This is a genomic window from Marinobacter guineae (genome assembly GCF_002744735.1).
In the GTDB taxonomy this organism is placed as follows: domain Bacteria; phylum Pseudomonadota; class Gammaproteobacteria; order Pseudomonadales; family Oleiphilaceae; genus Marinobacter; species Marinobacter guineae.
Map to the genome: position 1 here is coordinate 576,897 of NZ_KZ319339.1, position 22,021 is coordinate 598,917.

The 22,021-nt window shown below is 57.8% G+C and carries 16 protein-coding genes; 4 read left to right on the plus strand and 12 right to left on the minus strand.

All coding sequences use genetic code 11. From position 1 onward, the window contains the following. Nucleotides 1-16: 16 nt before the first annotated feature. From CLH62_RS02655 to CLH62_RS02695, 9 genes are read right to left on the minus strand one after another with little or no spacing between them, the layout of a single operon-like run. Nucleotides 17-2,902, minus strand: coding sequence for a tetratricopeptide repeat protein (locus tag CLH62_RS02655; RefSeq protein ID WP_099616596.1), 2,886 nt, complete (start codon nt 2,900-2,902; stop codon nt 17-19). Beyond that, complete coding sequence (locus tag CLH62_RS02660; protein WP_228152754.1) at nt 2,895-4,829, minus strand: tetratricopeptide repeat protein; 1,935 nt, start codon at nt 4,827-4,829, stop codon at nt 2,895-2,897. Before CLH62_RS02660 ends, CLH62_RS02655 begins: the two co-directional genes overlap by 8 nt. A gap of 20 nt (nt 4,830-4,849) precedes the next feature. Further along, entirely contained in the window at nt 4,850-5,401 is a 552-nt protein-coding gene (locus CLH62_RS02665) for an AraC family transcriptional regulator (RefSeq protein WP_099616598.1), read from the minus strand. Nucleotides 5,402-5,420: 19 nt separating this feature from the next. Further along, nucleotides 5,421-6,581 (minus strand): DUF3570 domain-containing protein, encoded by a 1,161-nt coding sequence (locus CLH62_RS02670; RefSeq protein WP_456085514.1) that lies wholly within the window; start codon nt 6,579-6,581, stop codon nt 5,421-5,423. Continuing rightward, on the minus strand, nt 6,568-6,804 hold the full coding sequence (locus CLH62_RS02675) for a DUF4266 domain-containing protein (RefSeq protein WP_099616600.1): 237 nt from the start codon (nt 6,802-6,804) through the stop codon (nt 6,568-6,570). Before CLH62_RS02675 ends, CLH62_RS02670 begins: the two co-directional genes overlap by 14 nt. A 17-nt stretch (nt 6,805-6,821) precedes the next feature. Then, on the minus strand, nt 6,822-7,319 hold the full coding sequence (locus CLH62_RS02680; protein WP_407657752.1) for a TlpA family protein disulfide reductase: 498 nt from the start codon (nt 7,317-7,319) through the stop codon (nt 6,822-6,824). Nucleotides 7,320-7,336: 17 nt separating this feature from the next. Next, complete coding sequence (locus tag CLH62_RS02685; RefSeq protein ID WP_099616602.1) at nt 7,337-7,981, minus strand: outer membrane beta-barrel domain-containing protein; 645 nt, start codon at nt 7,979-7,981, stop codon at nt 7,337-7,339. Next, on the minus strand, nt 7,951-8,703 hold the full coding sequence (locus tag CLH62_RS02690) for an SH3 domain-containing protein (protein ID WP_099616603.1): 753 nt from the start codon (nt 8,701-8,703) through the stop codon (nt 7,951-7,953). The genes CLH62_RS02685 and CLH62_RS02690 overlap by 31 nt, the downstream gene beginning before the upstream one ends. A gap of 22 nt (nt 8,704-8,725) precedes the next feature. Next, a complete protein-coding gene (locus CLH62_RS02695; RefSeq protein WP_228152755.1) occupies nt 8,726-11,389 on the minus strand; it encodes an HzsA-related protein in 2,664 nt (887 codons plus the stop codon). A 196-nt stretch (nt 11,390-11,585) separates the two neighbouring features. Here CLH62_RS02695 and CLH62_RS02700 point away from each other — a divergent pair, with 196 nt between their 5' ends. Genes CLH62_RS02700 through CLH62_RS02710 form a run of 3 tightly spaced genes read left to right on the plus strand, consistent with a single transcriptional unit; the run spans nt 11,586 to nt 16,890 of the window. Further along, nucleotides 11,586-12,821 (plus strand): hypothetical protein, encoded by a 1,236-nt coding sequence (locus tag CLH62_RS02700; RefSeq protein ID WP_099617601.1) that lies wholly within the window; start codon nt 11,586-11,588, stop codon nt 12,819-12,821. A gap of 31 nt (nt 12,822-12,852) precedes the next feature. Further along, complete coding sequence (locus tag CLH62_RS02705; protein ID WP_099616604.1) at nt 12,853-15,318, plus strand: LamG domain-containing protein; 2,466 nt, start codon at nt 12,853-12,855, stop codon at nt 15,316-15,318. A gap of 12 nt (nt 15,319-15,330) precedes the next feature. Beyond that, nucleotides 15,331-16,890, plus strand: a complete 1,560-nt coding sequence (locus CLH62_RS02710) for a general secretion pathway protein GspF (RefSeq protein WP_099616605.1) — start codon at nt 15,331-15,333, stop codon at nt 16,888-16,890. 21 nt (nt 16,891-16,911) lie between these two features. Here the strand turns inward: CLH62_RS02710 and CLH62_RS02715 are convergent, their stop codons facing one another. Further along, entirely contained in the window at nt 16,912-17,937 is a 1,026-nt protein-coding gene (locus CLH62_RS02715) for an FAD:protein FMN transferase (RefSeq protein ID WP_228152756.1), read from the minus strand. A gap of 359 nt (nt 17,938-18,296) precedes the next feature. Between CLH62_RS02715 and CLH62_RS02720 the strand changes: the two genes are divergently transcribed. Then, nucleotides 18,297-19,547 (plus strand): substrate-binding protein, encoded by a 1,251-nt coding sequence (locus CLH62_RS02720; protein WP_099616606.1) that lies wholly within the window; start codon nt 18,297-18,299, stop codon nt 19,545-19,547. 20 nt (nt 19,548-19,567) lie between these two features. Here the strand turns inward: CLH62_RS02720 and CLH62_RS02725 are convergent, their stop codons facing one another. Both CLH62_RS02725 and tpiA read right to left on the minus strand, forming a co-directional pair. Further along, on the minus strand, nt 19,568-21,199 hold the full coding sequence (locus CLH62_RS02725) for an NADP-dependent glyceraldehyde-3-phosphate dehydrogenase (RefSeq protein WP_099617603.1): 1,632 nt from the start codon (nt 21,197-21,199) through the stop codon (nt 19,568-19,570). Between the two features lie 11 nt (nt 21,200-21,210). Then, the gene (gene tpiA / locus CLH62_RS02730) at nt 21,211-22,017 is read right to left on the minus strand and encodes a triose-phosphate isomerase (RefSeq protein WP_099616607.1); all 807 of its coding nucleotides are present in this window, start codon (nt 22,015-22,017) and stop codon (nt 21,211-21,213) included. Nucleotides 22,018-22,021: the final 4 nt, after the last annotated feature.

Below are 22,021 nucleotides of genomic sequence, written 5' to 3' on the forward strand. Positions count from 1 at the left end.
ACAGATTCCACAGGCCTTAATCAAGTCCATAGACAACCCCCGAGGTCACTTCTTCTTTCCGGTAACGCCCCGGCAATAGCACTTTCAAGGCCTCGTAGCTACGCCGGACCCACTCATCGAAAATTCCCTCCCGGGCCCGACGGATGTTTTGCTCGTGGATATCGATTGCGTTGTCCTCAAACGGATAGGCCTGTTCTTCCAGAAGAAGCTCGTACTGGGCCAGTTCAAGCTCGCTCAGTCCGGTGGGCCGCTCAGAGTCCATCAGGTCGGCACCGAGGCGTCCATAAATATGGGCGATCTGGTAACCGGCCTCGGTGGCGAACGATGAGAGACCGTAGCTGGCGGTTTTCTTGTAGGCATTGACTGCTCTTTCGAGTGCGTCGGTCTTTGCTGTCATGCTCTGATTTAGCGGAAGAGTCAGGCGAATGCTGTCATACCGGGCAAGAGCATCGCGGGCGAGAATCGCAGAGGCTGACGCCGCAAGGTAGCGCATGCGATCATCCGCCTCGTCCGGGTTTCGATCCACAGTTTCCATCTGCTTGCGCAGCCAGTAATCCCGTTTTTCGGTATCCCCCTCTTCCTGGTAGAGCTCGGACAGCCGATTGGCCGCCTCCATGTAGACATCCACCGGCTCGGGATGGCTGTTGGCGTAACTGCGCCAGGTGTCGATCGCCTTTTCCCGGTTGCCGGCCTGATCGTACAACTCTGCTGCAATCAACAGATTTTCCCTTCGCTCTTCCGGCGTCGTCGCCAGGGCCACCATTTGCTGAAGTTCGTCGGCTGCCCGCTCCCACTGCTCCGTTTCACGGTAGGCCAACGCCAGTTTTGCCGGGACCGTATCAATCAGTTCGTGGTCCGGGAAAGCCCTCCGGAATCCGTTCAGCACACTGATAGCCTGATCCCAAAGACTGGCGGTGATAAGAAGTGAGGCAGCATCGTATTCCGCATTTGCCCGCAGAACGGATTCGGGAACGGCCGTGCCGACTCGCAGGAACTCGCTGACGGCCGCCTCCACATTGCCGGCATCAGCTAACTGCTCTGCCTGCCGATAGACCGCTGCGGCCAGATTTTCACGAACCCCGCTTCTGCGTTCATCGTCTTCAGCCATTGTCGTCAGGGCATCACGGTAATCCTGTTCCGCCTCCGCGTATCGAGTCAGTTCGGACAGGCTGTGGCCAGACAAGAGCAAGGCTTCCGTCGTTAATTCGGCCGGAGGCGCCGGTTGCCAGGTAACAAGGCGAGCCGCCATATTGACCGACTCTTCCCAGTTGTTCTGGTCAAACTCCCGCTGCAGTGCGATGTAATACACCGCGGGTGCCCGGGAATCACCTGGGAAGGCGTTTGCAAACCTCAGTCGGTTCAACTGTTGTAGCTCCTGATACGCCATCTGCTCCGATACGGGTTCGCTTTCCCATGTCTTTGCGTACTCCCGGAAGGCCAGTACCGAAGCATAGCCCGCCTCCGGTGCCCGCTCGGGCACCTGGTCCCCGGGATAGTCATAGGCCACCCGCTCGAAAGCTGCGATGGCCGCCGGCCAGTCTTCGAGTTCCAGATAGGTCTCACCCAGTAGAAAGAGACGCTCGGGTGTGCGGGGATGATCCGGGAAAGTAGCCGCAAATTCGGCATAATAACTGGCGGCTTTACGGTAGTGATCGTCCGCCTGCTGATCATCCGTGGCCTCCCCTGCCAGCAGGTACTGACGGTCTGCCAGTTCCGGCAACAGCTGGTCCAGTTGCTGTTCGATAAAGCTGATCGACTCGGGGCCCGCTGACTGCCAGTAATCGCTGTAGAGTCCGTAAAGGCTGACAAAGCCGGCTTCTCGTTCAGGGATGGTACGGGTAAAACCGGCGAGCTCCAGGGTATCGATGATACGAATGTGGTAGCGCGGCGCCCAGGGGCTGGCCGGATGGTCTTCGATATAGACTTCAAAGACATCGATGGCGTCACTGTATTGTTCCCTCTCGAGCAAGAGCTCGCTGTAGCGGTCGTAGACCAGGATTTCGTATGGGCGCCCACCAGTCTGGCGGAACAGAGCCTGGAGAGTCTCCGCGCCGTCAAGGTAAGACAGTGACAGCCCCACTACCCTGAACAGATCCTCGATCAGGGTCTGGCTACGCTGATCCACATCCGCAACCGGTTGGCCATCAGGCATCACCAGATCGAGCACTTCTACGTAGCTGAACAGGGCCTCCTGGTATTGCGCCTGCTTGAACAGACTCCAGCCTTTCATGTAATGCGCGTTCACCAGGAACGAGGCATCGGCCATGCGCTCCTGGCTGGCGAGGGTCACCTCGTCGAACGCCTGCTCCGCTTCCTGGTATCGGCCATCGATAAACAGCAGATCCCCCCGGCGGAACTGGGCTTCAATCCAGTATTCTGAATCGGGGTAACGTTGGACCAGGGTATTCAGAGCCTCCAGCTGTTGGGGCGTCGCACCCCGAAGCTCCCAGGCCCTGGCAAGCTGATAGTAGATCTGATCATTGCCTTCGCGCTCTGGATATTCCGACAGAAGGCGCTGATAGGCTTCAATAGCACCGGAGAGCTCATCGACGGCGGTATCGGCCATTTTCCGCTCCGCCCGCTGGAACTCCAGATCGGCCAGCCGATGCCGGATGGTGACCTGTTTCCGGGGATCGTCCACGAGCGGCAGAAGCGCCTTGTAGCTGTCCATCACCGTTTCGATGGAAACATCGCCCGATGGCTCGCCGCCAGCCTCTGTACCTTCACTACCTTGCCGGGTTTCGATCGCCGGAAGCGCTGCCAGGGTGCCCTCACGGACACGGGGCATTTCCTCGCCCCCGGAGGGCATTATCGACTGCAGCATCTGGCAGCCACTGGCCATGACAAGGGCCACGGCAATGACAAGCCCTTTAACGGTCTTTCCAAGCGTCCGATTACTCATCCCCGGCACCTGCATTTTGCGATGCGCGGAACAGCTGGTCCGCCAGCCTCGCCTGGGCATGACGGGAAGCCAACAGATAACCGTTCAGCTCTTCCTGCTGGGCTACAAGCATGCTGTCTACCTGGCTCAGAAGGGCTTGCCGGGCATTGCCCAATGCTTCAGACACCTCTTCCCCAAGCGTCGCTAGCTCCCGTTCACTGGCAACAATGCGTCGAGCCAGTTCGGCATTACGGGTGTCATCAGCGATCAGGGTTTCAACACGTTGCCGCTGGGCCTGAAAGCGCTCCATTTCACGATCCAGCTCCCGCAACCGTTTTTGCGCCGCCCAGCGATTCACGCCATAGTCATCCGCAATCCACCAGTCGAAGTAGGCACGCATCCTCTGATAGGTCGCACGCTGGCTGGCCGTGGTCGCGTCGTCAGGCAAGCCCGCCAGAGTTTCTTCAGCCTCATCGAGCTTGTCTCTCAGTGCCTTCTGTCTCGAGGTCAGGAAGAACCCGGCGTCTTCCTCCGTCAGTGCAGTGGAAATCTTCTCACTGAACTCCTGGTGCAACTTCTGCCACTGGTCCGCCTGCTGGTTTTCCAGCGCCCGACGGGTTTGTGTGATACGAACCTGACGCTGCTGTTCACGGGTTTCCAGCATGATCCGGAAGGATTCGAACCGGGACTGCCGCTCGGCGATGAAGGACTGCATCCGGTAAAGTTCGTTCAATTCCGCAAGAGCCTGCTGGAACGTTTCCGAAGCCAGCACTTCCGCAATGCCGAAATCGACGGGATGTACCCGCGGTCGTCCGTAGGAATCTGTGAGAATCCCGTCGCTATCACGGCTAAAATCGAGCTGCGCCATCAAATTCTCTTCACTGAGCCGATTCCGGATGTTATCGAGCTCCTCGATACGGGTCTGGTAATGGTCGGCTGCCTGTTTAAACGCGGGCAATGCTCGCTGCGGTCTGTTCATCTGCTCAAGAACATAGGCCCGGGCAAACGGAACCTGTTGTCGCCACGGCAAAAACAGATCCCGGTTCGAGAGGGTATCAAGGGCATCGAGTGCCCGCTCCGGCCTGCCCTGCCCGACCGCGGCTACGGCGTAGTCAAAAAGGGCCTGATCGGCGAACACCCCATTTAGGGGCATGCCCCCAAGGACCTCCAGGGCCGCATCGAACTGGTTATCCCTGAGATACAGTCGGGCAAGTGACAGGCGGGCCCTGCCCAACAGTCCCTCACGTTCGGTCTCCGATTCTGCAGAGTCGGTAGACTGATCAATTATGGCGATAAGTGCCTGCAGTTCCGCCTCGGCCGCGACGGCGTCTCCTGCAGCCAGGGCGGAAACTGCCGAATTGTAGCGGAGGTAAAGGGACCAGATATCCGTGTCTTCCAGTTGCGCCTGGAGCGACGCCAGTTCCGATTCCTCTCCGAACCTGGAAGACATCATGGCCAGTCGGGCTCGCAGATAAATCCACTCGCGGAACAGGTCATGGTTGGCCTCAGCCAATATGTCGCCATCCACGCGCTCCAGATTCTCGCTGGCCAGTCCGTGGTCACCCTGGAGGTAAAACACCTTGCCCAGATAAAACCAGGCCTGATTGCGGACATCGGGCGAAAGAGTGCTGCCCGCACCGTCAGCACCGAGCAGTTCCGTGAATAATCTGCTGGCCTCACGGGTCATGCCCCAGGACAGCATGAGCCCGCCCTCTACCAGAGCCGGGTGATCACCATGACCATCAATGCCACCTTGTTCCCGAGCAACCGCCAGCTGGGTCAAAGCCTCAAAGGCGTTGCCCTGGTGGTATTCATAGAGTACCCAACCGTACCTGAGGTCCTGCGCACGCTCCGGTTGGGGCTCATCGGCCTGGGCCGGCGCAATCATCGTCAGCCATAGCAAAGCACCGGTGAACAGTACCGGGCGCGCTCGAAACGGCTTGATCACTGTCAATCCCACGACGCGGCTTACTCCCACTCCACAATGGACACGGAGGGCTGATAATCGGAAGAGCGATCCTCAACACGGATCTCCAGAGCGGCTGTGCCAGTACCCTTTTCAAATTCCAGGGACGCGGCCTGCTTGTAGGGCCGCTGATCCGGACCGATGCCTTCAACGAACGCTGTCATCTGGTGAACTCCGGTTTTCAGGTTGCCCACATACAGCCGCTGCATGCCGCCCCGTTCGAGTGCTTTTACCTGACGCTCCGTGTAGAGGTAAGAGGCGACGATCTCATCGTCGACCTTCAGCTTCACCGCATCCAGCTTCAGGAACTTTCCGGCATCCACGCTGAGAAACACCGCAACCTGGGTATTGGCCGGGAACAGCAGATCCTCCTCGAGGATAAACAGGTCCCGGTTCAGTCGGATCACCTTCTTCTTAAGGGCCTCCACCTGTTCGGCGACAGCTGTGTCATCCTTCTCTGCCCCGGTGTTGGTCTGGGCGAATGCGGGGGCCGTCAGGGCGAGAGTCAGTGCCGCCAAAAGCGCCGGGATTTGATGGTTCAAGCAAGTGGCCATGGTCGTTCTTCCTGCATGCTCAGTATTCAAGAATCAACGACGCCCGGGTTACGTAGGCATCGAAGGAATAAAGGGGTTCTTCGCCTGGGAGATAGTCGCCGGCTGCGGTGACATCCCGGAAGTTGTCATAATCAAAATTCAGCCAGTCCACCAGGAGACTGAACTGCAGGCGGTCAATACCCGGAAGAGACGTCTGTTTCCATTCGTACACCGCGCCTACCGCCAGGGTCGTCCCTGAAAGCGAGCTGAGCTCCTTGTCCCTGGCGAGGTGAGTCTGGGAGTTCTCGAACGGGAAAAGATCGCTGTAAAAGTCCGCCTCGCCCTGGCTGTAATAACGCACGGAACCCTCGAGGGTCCAATGCTGGTTCAACCCGTGAACGTACCCCAGTTCGACGGTATGGGCGTCAATGCCCCAGGTATCCGAAAAATAGCGGTATTCACCCCGGATCGAGGCCCGATAAGGCAGATAGTAAAGCGCTCGCATGGCCACGGATGTACTGGTCCGGGTTTCCGGATACCGTTCCGGTTGGTACAGGAACGCTGTGGAATCGTTGGGATCGATGTAGCGATTCTGACGGTACGGGTTCTGCAGGAAGCCCTCATCCGTGACCACCTCAAGATCCAGGCCTACCAGACTGTTGCGGGTGACAACCTGGCTCAGACCCAGCTGATAGTTCCGGCGATCGGCTTCCTCGCTGAAGGAATCGTTCCCGACCCGGCCCACTTCGTCCCAGCCACTGGCATAGCCCATGGTGACCGTTGACATGCCCCCGAAGAACTCCTGACTGACAGAAAAATAGACGGTATTGGCTTCGTAATCGTTTTCCGTACTGTTGGTAAAGCCGAGACTCAGAATGGATTTATCGTGCAGGTAATCGACGCCAAAGCTGTACTCGTTACGCTCTTCCTCATAGGGACTGGCGGTGGCCAGAACATCCACCGATGCAGCCGAAACTGAATCGACATAATACTGTCCAGACAAAGAAACCTGGGAGCCGATACCCTTGCGCACCAATACTGACGGACCGTCAATGACCATGCCACCGCCGTCATAACGGTGATAGAGAACATCCACGTTATCGACCGGAAGCGTTGCAGCAATCGCCTGATTCCCGAATAGCATCAGGGCGAGCAAAACGAAGCCGGACCGCACCAACTGTCGTCTGTCAGTTGCAGCCACAACCACCTCCCGAACCGCCTTCCGCTCCCCGTGCAGACTCCCGGGACTGATAGACGTGATGCATGTAGGAATCCGCTTTGCCATGACGGCTGAGACTCATGACCGGATCTGCCAGATTATCCCGTTCGTAAGGTTTCACCCACGGCTTGACAGAACTGCATCCAGAGACCGTGAATGTGGCGACCAGAAGAGCAGAGACAGTGAAGATCGACAAACTACGCATAAACGTCCCGTCCAAAATTACTCACGCACCAATTCGCGAATCTGCTGTTCGTAATCGTCTTCGTAACCCGGCTGGTATCCGTAGTGCAGATACCGGGCTTTACCATCGCGATCAATCATCACGGTCGTTGGCATGGCCTGCACTTCGTACAGCTCGCTAACCGAGCTCTCCGGATCGTAGAGGACCGGGTAATTCACGGGCACCTTGTCCAGGAAGCGGTGTGCCTCCTCCCGATTCTCATCCACATTGACCGCCAGAATCGTGAAGCCAAGATCCTTGTACTGGCTGTACAGCTCATCCATCAGGGGCATTTCCTGGCGGCATGGCCCGCACCAGGAGGCCCAGAAGTTCAGCATCACCACTTCACCACGATGGTCCTCCAGCCTCAGGTTCTCCCCGGAACGGCTTTCCAGGGTGAAATCCGGGGCCGGGACATTGATTGCTTCAGCGCCGACCAGGGGGCTGAGGCAGGCCAGGACGCCCGCCGCTGCAAGTGATTTCATGGATGCTTTCATAACCATTGCTCCTGTATTCAGAAAAAGACCGACAGGCCAGTGCTGACCTCGGTGTTCATGGAGGTTTTCTCAGCCCCCAGAACATCTATTCGGTAGTAGTGCTGTCGCACGCCAATGTGAACTGCAACGCTGTCCGTCAACAGCACCTGATAGCCCGCCCCGGCATTCAGGGTAAACCGGGTATCACCGGCAAAATCCGTGGCTCCGGCCCCTGCGATCAGGTAGAAATTGGTGTTGAACGCGTAGTTCTCGGTGAGGAAGGCCTCGCCCGGAAGCACGTTGTAACCCAGGTTGATGTTGTAATAGCTGTAATCCCGCTCACTATCGGTGAGCACCTCTACGTTACCGGCCAGCTTCTCGAAACTGGTTTCTCCGCCCTCCGCGAAGCCGACTCCGGCCTCGAAAAAGAAGGACTCACTGAGGTGGTAAGTGAGCTTGCCGCCATAAAGCAGCGACGACTCGAAGTCCTCGATATTGAGCACGCCCACAAAAGCGCCGATTTCAAAGTTCTCGGTGTCAATCAGCGCCTCAGTGACCGGCACCGGGGTAACATCCGGCTCGATCAGCGGCCGATCATCCTGGGCCTGGGCGGTCGCGGCTACGCATAGCCCTGCCCCTAGGCACAGCGGTTTCAGAAAAAGATGCTTAGTCCGATTTTCCATTCTGTCGCTTCTTCGTTGGTGGACCGGGTAGTGAACACTTTGTAGTCCTTCACTTCGGCACGGATGAAATATCGATCGGTGATGTAGGCGCGGATACCAAGTCCGGCATGGCCGATACCGTTGTCACGCTCTTCGGGCTCAGCCAGAGTGGCCTTGGGATCAACCCAGATATGCCCGACCCCGAGGGTAAAAAAGGGTGATACCCGCCAGTGCGGGAATGGCTGATGCACCAGATTCGCATTGACCATTCGAATCTCCGACGCGCTGCCCAGAATCTGCGAGGCCCAGAGCTCGGCGGACAGGTTCCGCGTCATCCAGAAACCGCCGTAGCCGGCAGTGACAGCGGCACCATCAAACTCACCCATCATCAATCCGGCCTCGACCCGCCGGTTACCAAAAGACTCGAAATCCGGTACCTGAAGATCTACCCGGTTACCCGTGGCATCCATGGTCTGGGCGATATCGGCAACGGAGACCCAGCCTTCCCGGCCCCGGGAGTCCGTTACTTTGATCCAGCTGGTCTTGCGTTGAAGAATGGTCAGCCATTCCCCTTTCTCGCTGGTATGGAAAACCGGGTAGCCAGTTGCCGGGCCGGTTCGCCACGCAATGTAGGGCTCGGTCACCTGCACCTGAGCAACGTTCTCATCACCCTGACCCCACAGCCAGCCAGCCCAGCTCTGGGCCGGAAACAACAATAGAAACATGAGAATGGCAATGGGCATGGCGCGAGAGTCAGTCCTTGGATCAGTTTTCCGGGGCGTCGAACGGATTGTTAAAATACTGGCCGCCAATATCCAGCCATTCTGCGATCAGTCTCAGCTCGGCGGGTGTGAGGAAATCCTTATGAGAGCCGCCGTCCTCGAATACGTTAAAGAAGCGACTGGCACGGGCGCCATTGACAGACATTGAGGCCTGAATCGGAACCGTCACCATGATCGGCTGCACATTTCCTTCGGCATCCAGGATCGGGTTACCTTCTTCGTCCTCCAGCACTTCCCCGGAATCCACAAGTACATCTACCAAGGCTCCGTTAACCAGCTCCTGCTCGTTATCCGGGAACAGTAGTTCCCTGTAAGCGTTGAAATGCAGTGGTTCATCCGGTGACGGCCCATCGCCCAGGTCCAGTTGCCCAGCCGGCAACTGCTGCGCGTCTGCGGCATCCGTGTTGGTGTGACAACTGGTGCAGGTGTAGTCATCCACCACCGCCATGGTGTCCGGGTCCAGTACCTCCCGGTTGACACTCCAGAGTGGATGAATGTGCTGCTCGTAATTGATCACAATCCTGCAATTCGGTGCCCACTCGGTGGCACAGACGCCAGAGATGGGTGGCGGGGTCTGCAGATCGGCGTAGGCATAGGCAAAACTGTCCGGCTTGGGGTCCACCGCATCACCGGACCACTCATCGGCATAGATCACATCCGGCGTCGGCCGGCGAAGCTCGTTGATGCGGGCGAACACCTCGGCCATGGTTTCACCCATATCGGTAAACAGGCTGGAGTCGGTATTGGGGAACGAAGTGCCAGTGGTTGCTGCCCCGTCCCAGACAGGTCCCGGGCCGGCATCCGGTCTGCCGTGGGGTGTCGGACTGTTTGGGTTATGGCAGCCTGAGCACTCGAGGGTCTCACCGGGGCGCACCGTCAGCCAGTTCTGGTGTCTGGCGCCGATCCGCTGACCCTTCTCATCCAGCACACTGATGGCGAATGCGACATTAGCCGGTACAGCCACCTTCACCGAGCCGTCCGGCTCTATCGGCACATACCCCAGTATTTCCCGCATTAATTGAGCGCGGCTCCGGCCAAAAGCGCTGTTGTCAAAATCCCGGACATTGTCATCGGGGATAGCCACGGGTTTTTCCAGGCGCAGGAATCTGGCCGGGCGATCCTCCGGTGGCGTCTGCAGCGGATCGGCCATTGCAGCAATACCAGCCGGTGTGGTGTCCACTCCATCAATATCGTACACACTGCGAATGTGCAGCACCCCGTAACCGGCATCACCGAGGGCCCCCTCATCACCCGTAAACTGGGATTCCGGAATAAAGCCTTCCAGAGGACGTTCCTTCATCAGGACCGCTTCATCAAACTGGACACCTTCCACCGGCGGGACCACCGGTCGCTGGGTTTCGCTATTGATATCAAGAAGCCACAGACCGTAGACGGGCTCCGCGGGTTGATAATCTTCGGATTGCAGGCGATCTTCCGTGCAATTAACAATCCGGTCGGTTGCTGTTTCACGCAATCGGCAGGGCGTCCAACTCGCCAAGTAGCGATTGGTCCCGTCAAGCAGTGGTGAAACCGACGCGTAACTGCCTTTCAGCGACAGCTGCCCATCCAGGCCCACACCGGGCACAAGCGAGCGCTGACCTGCACCTTCGGTCCCATCGATGCGCAGATTGGCCTCGACAAATTGGTCAACATCGACTTCGGCCAACACGGACGCGTAATCATCAGTCTCAAAAGGTCTTAGCTGTACCAGCAGATTGCCGCTGTCGGACTTGCGAGGCTGCAGATACTGAATGTCGTTCGCTTCAGGTACCGAATCGTGGGAATTACGGCCGTACAGATAGCTCAGGCCGCTTCCGTCGGGGTTCACGCGATAGAGGTTTACACCGTTGTTGCGGGTCTGGCCGGCATTGTCCCAGCGGCTGAACACGATGGTGCCATCGTCCGCCACCATGGGGTCAAGGTCGTGGCTCTGGTTAAAGGTAATCTGCTCAATGTTCTGGCCATCATCGTCCATCACATGCAGAACGAGCGCAGGGCTGTCACCCTCCTCGTCCAGACCGGAGTATTGGGGCTTGCCTTCATCAAGCAATACCGCTTTCGAGATCCGTTGACGGGTGGAGGAGAAAATGATTCTGCCATCGGGCAGATAGGCAGGCGCGACATCCTGACCGGCCCGAGCGGTAACATCTGAATCAATGATCCGACGCAGGGCATCGGTACTGACGTCGTATTCCCAGATATTCCACGTTGGCTGATCCTCGTCATCGGCGTCTTCGATTTCCGGGGCGCGCATGGCGAACAGCAATCTGGAGCCATCGTGGGAGACGTGAAGATCTTTCACGTCGTAACGCAACTGGCCATTGTCATCGAGGAATTGCGGCCCGGCGAACGCCCTGGAGGCAATATCCCGTGTTTCAGCATCGGCGGTCGCGCTGGCCTTCAGAAGCAGCCTGGCGCCGGGACGGAAGGCCGAAGGGTCCGCCAGGTTATCCTCCACCAGGGCCCCGGTATTCTCGTCAAACAGCAAGGATCGTTCGACATAAGCCACAGGGTTCTCGACAACGACCGGATCCGCCTGCTGGCTGTCGCTGCTCGAAAGGCAGCCAGACAGCACCGCGAGTGAGCCAAGGGCGATAGCCAGGCGAACACTGTGAGAGATCTGCAGACTGGGTGACTTAATTTCCAACTTACGAACCCTGTTCCGGATGACATTCCATGACATAAATTAAGTCGGTTCCGAGGGTAGGCTCCAAGGCTTTTACGTAACCTTATGTAATAACGTGGCCTACAGCTCAAAACGGAGGTTAGAGCAAGCCGTAAACTTTTAACAAATGTCAAAAGTCATTAATGTGCGATTGCTAACGATCACCGAGGGAAAGGACATGACCGGCCGGAACAGGATCCGAAGCCTGATCATCAAGGCTTGCAGTACCGCAGTTCTCGTTGCACTGGTGTCTGGGCAGGCAAGCATTGCTCAGGCCGGCCCCAGGGAACAGGCTAAACGAATCCACGACCGCATTGCCGGCGTGCCACCCTCTGCCAGTGTTCTGGATGCCATGGAAAATGATATTGCTGCCGGCAGCGCAATTGATGCGGCATTCACGGCCATGGATGACACCGCCTTCTACGACGTCACCCTGAAGAATTTCGCGGCCCCCTGGACCAATGAGGCGATGTCAAAATTCGTGCCGCTCAATGACTATATCGCCACGGTGATCGGCCTGGTGCGGGACGGGGAAGATTTCCGCAAAGTCCTGTATGACGATGTGCTGTATATTGGAGACCCTTCCCTGAATCTGCCGAACTACTCCAACAGCAACAACAATCACTACGAATCCCTGGAGAACAGCGGAGCCAGCCTCAAAAACAACCTGGTGAGCGTGAATCAGTCCACTTATACCGGCCTTCCACCCTCTGCCACGGCTGGCGTGATCACGTCCAGGGCGTCAGCCCGAGCATTCTTCAGTGCCGGCACCAACCGGGCCATGTTCCGTTTCACGCTGATCAATCACATGTGCAACGACCTGGAACAGGTCGCAGACGTTACTCTGCCACCCGACCGAATCCGGCAGGATGTTTCCCGCAGCCCGGGTGGTGACAGCCGGGTATTCCTGAATAACTGCGTTGGCTGCCACACCGGCATGGACCCCATGACCCAGGCGTTTGCCTACTACGACTACGAATATGACGCCAATGCCGACCCTGATGGAGAACTGGGCAGGTTGGTCTACAACGCCATTGGCGAAACGGATCCGGAAACTGGTTCCAGGGTTCAAGCCAAGTATCACATCAATGCTGCGACCTTCGAGCAGGGCTATGTGACACCCGACGACAGCTGGGATAACTACTGGCGTCAGGGCGCCAATCGCCGGCTGGGATGGGATCCTTCACTGCCTGGTTCCGGCAATGGTGCCAAGAGCCTGGGTAGGGAGTTCGCCCATTCCGAAGCCTTCGCCGAGTGCCAGGTCAAGAAGGTGTTTGAGAATGTCTGCCTACGCCCTCCTTCAAACAGCGCGGACCGTTCACAGGTAAGCAGTATGGTTGTCAGCTTCGCAAGCCAGGGTTACGACCTGAAGCAGGTATTTGCAGAATCCGCTGTGTATTGCATGGGGGAGTGAGGACGCTATGAAAACATTTAAAGGAATTTCCATGAGCTCCCTCAAGTCGGCCTTCGCTGTTACCGCCCTGGCCATACTGCTTTCCGCCTGCGGTGGCGAATCCACGGAACAACTGCCGAATACCTCCCAGAATTCCGGCACGGTTACCTACAACGGGCCTGCTTCTGCGACCGATGACGTTGCCAGCTTCAAACGCACGGTCTGGGACAACCTGGTCACCCAGGACAAATGCGGCGCGTGCCACGGTGCCAATGGTCAGGCACCGACGTTCGTCAACGAGCAGGACGTTAACCTTGCTTATGCCCAGGCAAACTCCATTGTTAACCTGTCTGATCCCTCTCAATCTGCGATGGTGACCAAGGTAGCCGGTGGCCACAATTGCTGGTTGCAGAGCTCGTCGGCCTGTGTGGACATTCTCACCACCTACATTTCCAACTGGGCCGGCGGCTCTGAAGGCTCTGCAAAAACCGTTGAACTCCGCGCTCCGGAGCTCAAAGAACCGGGTGCCACGGTTTCCCTACCCAGCGACACCGGATTATTTTCCACCACGGTATACCCCGAGCTCAGACAGTATTGCAGCGAATGTCATGCTGATGGTGGCCAGACCCCCTACATTGCCAGTGCCGATGTCACCACTGCCTACGCTCAGGCGAAAAGCCGCATTGATCCGATGAACCCGGGCTCATCCCGTCTGGTTGAGCGATTGCGATACGACTTCCACAACTGCTGGGATGATGATTGTGAAGCCTCAGCCGATTTGATGGAGCTGAAGATTCTTGAAATGGTCCAGGACCTCAGTGCACAACCCGTAGATTCAACGCTGGTCGCCAGCAAGGCGCTCAACCTTCAGTCAGACGGACTGCTTGCCAACTCCGGCGGTCGTTTTGAAGACAACGTAATTGCCCTCTACGAATTCAAATTTGGTGAAGGCCAGACCGCCTTTGATACCAGCGGCGTGTCGCCTGCGCTGGATCTGACCCTGAGCGGAAACGTTGACTGGGTTGGCGGCTGGGGTATTGACCTTGGCCCCGCAGGAGAAAACGAGCAGGGTTTCATGATCCCTGCCGGCAAGGCCCAGGGCAGCACCACCGCCAGCCGCAAGCTGCACACCCTGCTGACTGCCTCCGGCGAGTACAGCATCGAGGCCTGGGTCGCGCCGGGGAACATCACCCAGGAGGATGCCCGTATCGTCACCTATTCGGGCTCATCCACCACTCGTAACGTTACGCTCAGCCAGTCGCTCCAGCGTTACGAAGTACTGCATCGCAGCACCACCAGCGATGAGAATACGCCTTTCGCGACCCAGGACGCCGACATGCTCCTGCAGGCAACCCTCCAGCACGTGGTAGTGAACTACACCCCGGCGACCGGGCGCCAGATCTTTGTGAATGGCGTTCCGACCGGCGATGTCGACCCGGACGACGGCGGACTGCTGACTGAATGGGACGACAGCTTTGCTCTGGTGCTAGGCAACGAGACGGATGGCAATTCCCCCTGGCAGGGCGCGATCCGTATGGTCGCCATCCACAATCGTGCGCTGACACCGGAACAGGTCCAGGCCAACTTCGAGGTGGGTGTTGGCCAGAAGTTCTATCTCCTGTTCGGTGTCTCTCACCTGATCGACGTGCCCGAGAGTTTCATCGTGTTCGAAGTCAGCCAGTTCGATAGCTATGCCTACCGATTCACCAGTCCCTTCTTCATCAGCCTTGACGAAACCGCTGAGCCTTCAAATATCCCGCTGCGGGGCATGCGGCTGGGTATTAACGGCAAGGAAGCCACTGTCGGACAGGCCTGGGCCAATCTCGACGTTGTCCTGGACAGTGGCAGCTATGAACCGGGTACTGGTCAACCGCTCTCCTCTCTGGGCACCATCATCGCCCTGGAAAACGGACCAGAGAACGACGAGTTCTTCCTGACCTTCGACCAACTGGGCGGCAGCAGTTTCGCCCGCTCCGAACCGTCTTTGCCGCCGCAGCCGGAGCCCGCAGACCTGGAGCCGTCCTCCGAGATCGGTCTGAAGACCTTTGACGAGATCAACGAGTCCATGTCGCGGATGACCGGCGTGGCCACAACCAATCCGGCGGTATTCGCCACTTACACCACGGTGAAGCAGCAACTACCAACGGTTGAGACTATCCAGGGCTTCCTGTCCTCCCACCAGATGGCGGTTACCCAGATGGCGATCCAGTATTGCGATGCATTGGTTTCCAACGGGCAACTTCGGGCCGACATGTTCCCGGGATTCGATTTTTCCGCGCCGGCGGGCAGCGCCTTTGATCACAGTGGCAAGAGTCTGGTTACCGGGCCGCTGCTGTCCCGTTTCGTAGGCAGCAACCTGGCTTCGCAGCCCGTAGACAGCGATATTCAGACCGAACTCAGCAGCCTTATGGATAAACTGACCAGTTGTGGCGCCGGATGCCCGGCAGATCGCACGGAAACGGTCGTGAAAGCAAGCTGTGCCGCCGTGCTTGGCAGCGCCACCACCTTGGTTCAGTAGAGGAAGCCGATCATGTTCATACGCAAACCCCGTAAAAAGCCCTTGGGCAACGGCAGCCCACTGCTCCACGACGATCACGGTAAACCCAGGACCCGTCGCGAGTTTATTGCCCAGGGCCTGATGGCAGGGTCCGCCACCGTTTTCGGCGCCTCCCTGTTCAGCCTGTTCGGCAATCCCAGAATGGCGTCCGCAGCGCTCTCTTCAGACCTGGAAACGCTGAAAGCAAGCTGTGGCATAGCGGTTCAGGGTGCAGGAAAGATTCCGTTTATCTGCTTTGACCTGGCAGGCGGCGCCAACATTGCCGGCTCTAACGTGCTGATGGGCAAATCCGGTGGGCAAATGGACTTCCTGAGTACCGCGGGCTACAACAAACTCGGGCTACCAGGTGACATGCTGCCGAACGATCCGGCGTTCGTGAACACGGAGCTGGGCCTGGCTTTCCATTCGGACAGTGGTTTCCTGCGCGGCATTCTCCAGAGCACGAGTGCCGGCACCCGAGCAGCAACGGACGGCGCCATTATTGCGGCCCGTTCGGAAAACGACACCGGAAACAACCCCCACAATCCGATGTATGGCATCCATCACGCGGGTGCCGACGGCTCCCTGCTCTCTCTCATAGGGTCCCAGAGTTCGGAATCCGGCGGTAACTCGCTGGCACCGATGAACCTGATCAATCCGGAGGTACGCCCCACCAAGATTGACCGGCCGTCCGACGTCACTGGCCTGGTGGATGTCGGCGATCTGATCGGCATTCTGGATCAATCCGACGCAGTCGCCGTGATGGAATCCATTCAGCGAATCAGCGACGCCAAGATGAACCGGGTGAACACTGGCATTTCCACCGACGAGGTGGTCAAAGATCTGGTCCGCTGCGGCTATATCAAGAGTGCCGATCTGGCCGACCGGTTCGGCAATCCGGCGGAACTGGATCCCGAACTCGACCTCGAAATCGTTGGCCCTACCGGCATTTTCAGCCGCGATGAGTTCAACAGCAACCGCGAGTTCCGTAAAACCGCCTCTGTGATGAAGCTGGTACTGAACGGTTACGCCGGCGCCGGCACGATCACCATGGGCGGCTATGACTACCACACGGGTGAACGCGGAACGGGCGAGCGACGTGATGAACAGGCAGGCCGCTGTATGGGCGCCTGTCTGGAATATGCGGCCCGGGTGGGCATGCCATTGATGCTTTACGTTTTCAGCGACGGCTCTGTGTCGAGCAACGGCCGGATTGACGATTCCATGGACGGTCGCGGCAAGGGCGAGTGGACCGGCGACAACCAGCAGACGGCCGCCTCCTTCTTCATGGTGTACAACCCGGCGGGTCGCCCTACCCCGATTCGCAGGCAGATCGGCTTCATGCGCTCTGATGCCTCAGTGGAAACCGCATCCAGCCCGGCGGCCAATAACGTCAATCAGTTGGTCCAGACGGTTTTACTCAACTACATGGCATTACACGGGGAACAGGGCGAGTTTGGCGCGCGCTTCAACGGCCACGGGCTGGGCAACGGCACCTCCCGGGACAGCCTGATTGCGTTCTCGAACGTGGTAAACGGCACTATCGGAAATTAACCGAAACTGCTCGTTCCGCCCCTATTCTGATTGGGGCGGAACGAGCCCTTCTGACACATGCATCATGCGCTGGTCGTCGATAATAACCACATCGATACCAGGCAGTCGCTCAACCATCTCCAGCCCTTTCTCAGGCCCGAGAACGAACACTGCGGTGGAAAGCCCGTCAGTGGTTAAAGCATTCTCGCCTATGATCGTCACACTCTGAACACCCTGAACCGATTTGCCGGTGGCAGGCGACAGTATGTGATGGACACGGTCCCCTGCCTCATCCACAAAAAACCGCTCATAATCTCCAGAGGTAGACACCGCCACGTCCTGCAGTGGCAAAATCACAGCATTACGATCTTCCGAGCGTGGGTCCCGGATACCGACATACCACGGCCGCCCTCGCTTGTCGCCAAGAAGCCGCATATCACCACCGGCACTCAGCCGGGCATGGCGGATACCGTGACTGACAAGGCGCTCCACTCCAAGATCCACTGCATAACCCTTGGCGATTCCACCAAGATCGGCCTTGATGCCCGGCTGGCGGTATTTGACTGTCCGGTTGGTCTCATCAAGGATCACATCCCGGAAATTCACCCGGGACAGGCCCGAACGGATTTGTTCGTCGGTCGGTTTCTTCCCGGTTCTGAAGTCATAAAAATAGCCGACCGAGCCAAAGGTCACGTCGAATGCGCCGTCACTGAGAAGTGATATTTCCCGGGCTTTCTGTAACACCTGAAACAGCCCGGAACTGACAGGAACCGGGCCGGCCGCAGCCTCACGATTAAGCCTGGAGACTTCCGAATCCTCCCGATAACGACTCATCTGCTTGTCCACCTGATGAAAAACCGCCAGCACATCGTTTCCGACCCGATTCGCAAGTTCTTTGTTTTCCGTCCAGAATTCCAGCTCTATGGGCGTTGTCATGGCGGTATCTGAAAACCGATACCACTCTGCACTGGCTACTGCCGGGTAGGCCGCAAGGCATCCAGCTGCGACCAGACAACCGACCGCTGCCCGAACGCGACCAATGAAGCTCCGGTATGTCACTTCCTTCATTCTGAATTCACCATTGATTTAAATTTATCAGCCTGCCATTCCACGCAAGGCATCGCCCCCTCCCACTCGCCCTTACTACGTCAACAAAGGGTGCCACAAGGACGATTAAGGAAACGCACTGAAGTCACAGTATGACTTAAATTGATTTGAGGGGAATCCATGCAGACAGACCGGAAAGTCAAAGAGGCTTCCGGGATTTTGACATATATCACCAACCTACAAATTGTTACGCAAACTTCCACTTTAGTCCCATTGTTGACCCCATAATCAGCACTGAAACTAGATCTTCTTTACTAATAACCAAAAAAAGAACGTAGCCCGCTTCTCCAGTGGCGCTGCAATTCTGGAGGCCAACCCGAATGAATGTCAGAAAAGTACTCTTTTCTGCTTGCCTGCTGTTGCTGGCAAGTACCACTGTCTATGCAGAAACACTGAAGATCGGCCTGAACTACCCTCAGACCGGCCGCTACAAGGATCAGGGGCTGCAACAGCGTCTGGGTGCCTTTCTGGCGGTTGACGAGATTAACAAGGCCGGCGGCGTTATGGGCCGGCAACTTGAGCTGGTGATCCGAAACACCCGGGGTGAACCTGCCCGGGGAGCCAAAAACACCGCAGAACTGATCGACCGTGAAGGCGTCCAGATGGTGTTCGGCGGTGTCTCCAGCGCGGTAGCCATTGCCTCTGGCAAGGCGGCCCGGGATCGTGACCGGATCTACTTCGGCACCCTCACCTACTCGAACGCGACCACTGGCGCTGAGGGCCACTCCCACATGTTCCGGGAACCCTACAATGCCTGGATGACGGCCAGGGCCCTGAGTCAGTACCTGAAAACCAACCATCAGAGCGACGATTATTTCTACATCACTGCCGACTACACCTGGGGCTGGTCGGTGGAAGAGTCGGTCCGGAAGTTCTCTGGCACCGAAGACACCGAGCGTCACAAGGGCGTGAAAACTCCGTTCCCGCGGGCCCTGATTGCCGACTTCCGAGAGGCTCTGGAACAGGCGGAGGCAAGCAATGCCAAGGTTCTGATGATGGTACTGTTCGGCGATGACATGGTGCGCGCTCTGAATGTCGCCTATGAGATGGGAATCACCGAGAAAATGCAGATTGTTGTGCCCAACCTTACCCTGGGCATGGCAAGGCAGGTTGGCCCCACGATTATGGAAGGAGTCGTAGGTGGCTCCCCCTGGGTCTGGAATGCGCCCTATGAGCTGAACTATCCTCGCGGCAAGGAATTCGTCGAAGCCTTCTCCAAGCGCTACGAGATGCGCCCCTCAACCGCAGCAGCGTCTGCCTACAGCATCGTTTACCAGTATAAGGACGCCGTCGAGCGGGTAGGCACTACCAATACCAGCGCAATCATCAAGACCCTGGAAGGACATAGGTACACCTTCCTGAAAGACGAACAGTACTGGCGGGAATTCGATCACCAGAACGTCCAGACAGTGTATGTGGTCAAGGTAAAGCCACGAAACACCGTGGTGGAGGATGAATACAGTTCCGATTATTTCAGCATCATCGATTCCATGCCCGGCGATCAGGCGGCCCAGACCCGGGAAGAATGGGAAGAGCGTCGCCGGGAGGCTGGTAAGCCCCCCCGGCTCTGAGTTTCATTCTGAACGCGCTATCAGAACAGGTAGTCCGTTGTCAGAATCCTGGAATGACGACCCCGCACAATACTGGTTACCAGGTCCCGGTTGGTATCACTGGATTTGGTAGCCACCGTTGTGCGAATCGAGAAGACTCGCAAGGCATCCGACACCGACAGGGTTCCCTCGGCAGAGTCTTTCCGGCCATTGAACGGCAGCGTATCCGGCCCTCTCTGGCACTGGGCATTGAGGTTGAGACGCCCCACCTGATTGGCAAGCAAATCGATCAGGCCGCCCAAGGCGTCCGAATCCGAGCCGAAAATACTGAGTTGCTGGCCATAATCTGAGTCCCGTACGTGCTCAATCACTTCCCGTTCGTCTGTGAAGGACACAATCGGAATGACGGGTCCGAACTGTTCTTCATGATAGATACGCATGGCGGGTGTTACCGGGTATAGAACGGCCGGGTGGAAATAGGTTCCGTGAATGTCACCGCCGCCCGGATTCACCACCGAGGCACCCTTGGCCAGGGCATCCTCCACCAGCTCTCTGAGGAACACAGTTTTACCCGGTTCTGGCAGCGGCGTCAGCGACACATCCGGCTCCCAGGGCATACCAGCGGTCAGTTCGCTCACAGCCGCCGATAGGCGCCGGGCAAATTCATCGGCCAGCGACTCATGCACGAACAGCAGTTTCAGTGCGGTACATCGCTGGCCATTAAAGGACAACGCACCGGTTACGCATTCACTGATAGTCAGATCCAGATCAGCATCGGGAAGCACGATAGCGGGATTGTTGGCATCCAGGCCGAGCACTGCTTTCAGCCGGTGCGGTTTCGGATGCATCTGTTTCAACGCCGAGGCACCACGGTGGGTGCCGATGAAGGCAAACATATCCACCTTGCCGCTCTCCATCAGAGGTCCGACGGTGTCCCGCCCCCGACCAAAGATAATGTTGATCACCCCGGGCGGAAACGAGCTCCGGAACGCCTCCAGCAGGGGACCTATCAGCAACACACCGTATTTCGCAGGCTTGAACACCACCGTGTTGCCCATGATCAGCGCCGGGATCAGCGTGGTGAAGGTTTCATTGAGAGGGTAGTTGAAAGGGCCCATGCATAACGCGACTCCCACAGGCAGGCGGCGGGTCTGGGCCACCACCCCGCCGACAGTTTCAAAGCGGGAAGATCGCCGGTCCAGAACCTTCAGTTCATGAATCGTATCGTTGATGTAATCGCAAGTCCGGTCAAATTCCTTGCAGGCATCTTTCCAGCTTTTGCCGATCTCCCACATCAGCAGCTCAACCACCGCATCCCGATGACGACGCATTTCCGCAAGAAACCGCTCAACATGCGTAATCCTGCGTGACACTGACAGGCTGGGCCAGACACCATTGCCCTGATCATAGGCCGCGACCGCGGAATCCAGCGCTTCGAGCGCCGCAGTTTCATCCATCAGCGGTGTCTGGCCAATCACCAGGGGCTCGGGTTCCCCCTGCCCCGGCCGATGGATACATACCGGGCTGCGAACTTCGGCAAAAGGGCCGTGCCAGGGGCGGAGTTCACCCGCGACGAGAGTGCTGTCAATGTGCAGGCCGCCCTGGCGGAATTTCTCAGGCACAGCATCTTCGCCGGGGAAAAAACCCGGCCGCTTCCAGCTTTCTTGCTGCATGTCCTTCTCCATCAGTTGATTTCGCATTCAGAGGCGACGACGCCGGAGGCTTCCGCCAGGGCACCGGCGATCGTTCCGAATTCGTCCGCGTGCAGGGAGGCCCCGCCAATCAGCCCGCCATCCACATCGGCAAGACTGAACAGTTCAAAGGCGTTTTCGGCTTTGACGCTGCCCCCGTATATCACACGCAGTCGCTGGCTGATGTCATCAGACGCCTCTGGCGTATTGTTGGCGATAAATTGCCGGATTTGCTGATGCACCCAGGACACCTGTTCCGGCGTTGCGGTTCTGCCCGTGCCAATGGCCCAGACCGGCTCGTAGGCGATAATCCCGTTTGCCATGGCTGACAGCCCCACCTTGTCGATCACATCCTGCAGCTGCCGTTCAATGACCAGTCCGGTCTGGTCGGACTCCCGCTCATCCAGTGTCTCTCCGACACAGAGCACCGGCGTCAAACCGGCGCCCAGAACAGAGCGGTATCGGGCGGCGACCTCCAGACTGCTTTCACCGAAAAGTAACCGGCGTTCGGAATGGCCCACCAGCACGTACCGGCACCCCATCTCGTGGAGCATGGTGGCGCTGACCTCTCCGGTGTAGGCGCCAGATACAAATCCGGACGCATTCTGCGCACCCAGCGCGATGCCCGTGTAACCGAGCAGATCCCGAACCTGGAACAGGTAGGGGTAAGGTGGGCACACCGCCAGATCAATCGACTTGCGGAACATCCTCAGGCGCGGCAATACCCGTACCATCAGGGCCTGGTTGGCCTGAAGGCTGCCGTTCATCTTCCAGTTTCCAATCAGAATCGGTTTTTTCATGATG

Excerpts from the sequence above, each read along its gene's own strand:
- CLH62_RS02655 (WP_099616596.1), bottom strand. The coding sequence starts at position 2,902 with ATGAGTAATCGGACGCTTGGAAAGACCGTTAAAGGGCTTGTCATTGCC.
- CLH62_RS02665 (WP_099616598.1), bottom strand. The coding sequence starts at position 5,401 with ATGGCCACTTGCTTGAACCATCAAATCCCGGCGCTTTTGGCGGCACTG.
- CLH62_RS02675 (WP_099616600.1), bottom strand. The coding sequence starts at position 6,804 with ATGCGTAGTTTGTCGATCTTCACTGTCTCTGCTCTTCTGGTCGCCACA.
- CLH62_RS02680 (WP_407657752.1), bottom strand. The coding sequence starts at position 7,319 with ATGAAAGCATCCATGAAATCACTTGCAGCGGCGGGCGTCCTGGCCTGC.
- CLH62_RS02685 (WP_099616602.1), bottom strand. The coding sequence starts at position 7,981 with ATGGAAAATCGGACTAAGCATCTTTTTCTGAAACCGCTGTGCCTAGGG.
- CLH62_RS02690 (WP_099616603.1), bottom strand. The coding sequence starts at position 8,703 with ATGCCCATTGCCATTCTCATGTTTCTATTGTTGTTTCCGGCCCAGAGC.
- CLH62_RS02700 (WP_099617601.1), top strand. The coding sequence starts at position 11,586 with ATGACCGGCCGGAACAGGATCCGAAGCCTGATCATCAAGGCTTGCAGT.
- CLH62_RS02705 (WP_099616604.1), top strand. The coding sequence starts at position 12,853 with ATGAGCTCCCTCAAGTCGGCCTTCGCTGTTACCGCCCTGGCCATACTG.
- CLH62_RS02710 (WP_099616605.1), top strand. The coding sequence starts at position 15,331 with ATGTTCATACGCAAACCCCGTAAAAAGCCCTTGGGCAACGGCAGCCCA.
- CLH62_RS02715 (WP_228152756.1), bottom strand. The coding sequence starts at position 17,937 with ATGAAGGAAGTGACATACCGGAGCTTCATTGGTCGCGTTCGGGCAGCG.
- CLH62_RS02720 (WP_099616606.1), top strand. The coding sequence starts at position 18,297 with ATGAATGTCAGAAAAGTACTCTTTTCTGCTTGCCTGCTGTTGCTGGCA.
- CLH62_RS02725 (WP_099617603.1), bottom strand. The coding sequence starts at position 21,199 with ATGCAGCAAGAAAGCTGGAAGCGGCCGGGTTTTTTCCCCGGCGAAGAT.
- tpiA (WP_099616607.1), bottom strand. The coding sequence starts at position 22,017 with ATGAAAAAACCGATTCTGATTGGAAACTGGAAGATGAACGGCAGCCTT.